This window comes from Bacillus sp. LR--39 (genome assembly GCF_053613335.1).
Window position 1 is genome coordinate 1 of record NZ_JBSIOT010000479.1, and the last position, 934, is coordinate 934.

The 934-nt window shown below is 38.0% G+C and carries 1 protein-coding gene and 1 pseudogene; one reads left to right on the forward strand and one right to left on the reverse strand.

Translation table 11 applies throughout. The features are described from left to right. Positions 1–309, reverse strand: a 309-nt coding sequence (locus tag ACWHAR_RS24285) for a SulP family inorganic anion transporter (RefSeq protein ID WP_452088084.1), incomplete at its 3' end; no start/stop codon positions are given. A gap of 292 nt (positions 310–601) precedes the next feature. Between ACWHAR_RS24285 and ACWHAR_RS24290 the strand changes: the two are divergent. Continuing rightward, positions 602–901, forward strand: a pseudogene (locus ACWHAR_RS24290) (MFS transporter); the annotation flags it as partial. Positions 902–934: the final 33 nt, after the last annotated feature.

The following is a 934-nucleotide window of genomic DNA, read 5'->3' on the forward strand; positions in this document are numbered from 1 at the left end:
CACTTGAATAATGCCAGTCAAAATCGTAGCCGCAAATAAATACTGAAGCCCATGATCAGCAACCAGCGATACCATAACGACTGCCATTGAGCCTGTCGCAGCTGAAATCATGCCAGGTCTGCCGCCAAAAATAGAAATAATAATGGCTATACAAAATGACGCATAAAGACCGACCATCGGATCCACACCGGCTATAATAGAAAAGCCAATCGCTTCAGGTATTAACGCTAACGCAACTAAAATGCCAGCAAGAATGTCTTTTCGGATATTCCCGAACCATTGCTGTTTTAATGTAAAACTATTATTCAAATATAACGACTCCTTTTTAGTAAAAAATAAATCCGCACCATATCTATTGTATTGGGAGCTTTTTTTATTTTACGGGAGAAAATGAAAAGAAAAACGACCGGAGAAAATGGGGAAACGTTGAGTATATTGTATTGAGGCAAGGAGTTGTCATACAAAGAGTATCATAATAAATTTTTATCAATTACGCAAGATGAATGCTGAAGAAAAAAATGGCTCAAATATAGTCTGAGACATTTTATCATAGAATCGTTTTAATGACAGTAATATCTTTTCTCTCATTTGGCAACCCGAGCCGGTTTCCGAAAAAATAACCTATCATCATTATCTCAGGCTGATAAATATGAGCGGCCTCATTTAACTCTGTATTTTGGCAATCAATAAAACAGCTTTTGCAGGGATTATTCTTAGTTTTTTCTTAGGACTTATTTATGGCCGGCATGTTCGCCATTATCTTAATTGTCACCAATCAATTTTATCATGGAAAAACAGAACAAACGACAGGCATGCTGCTCGCTGCCAATGGTTTGGCGGCACTACCCTGCCAATTGCAGTCGGATGGATTCTGGATGAGTCTCCCGTTCAAACTGCATTTTGATTATTTATGACTCTCATGTTGATCATGCTG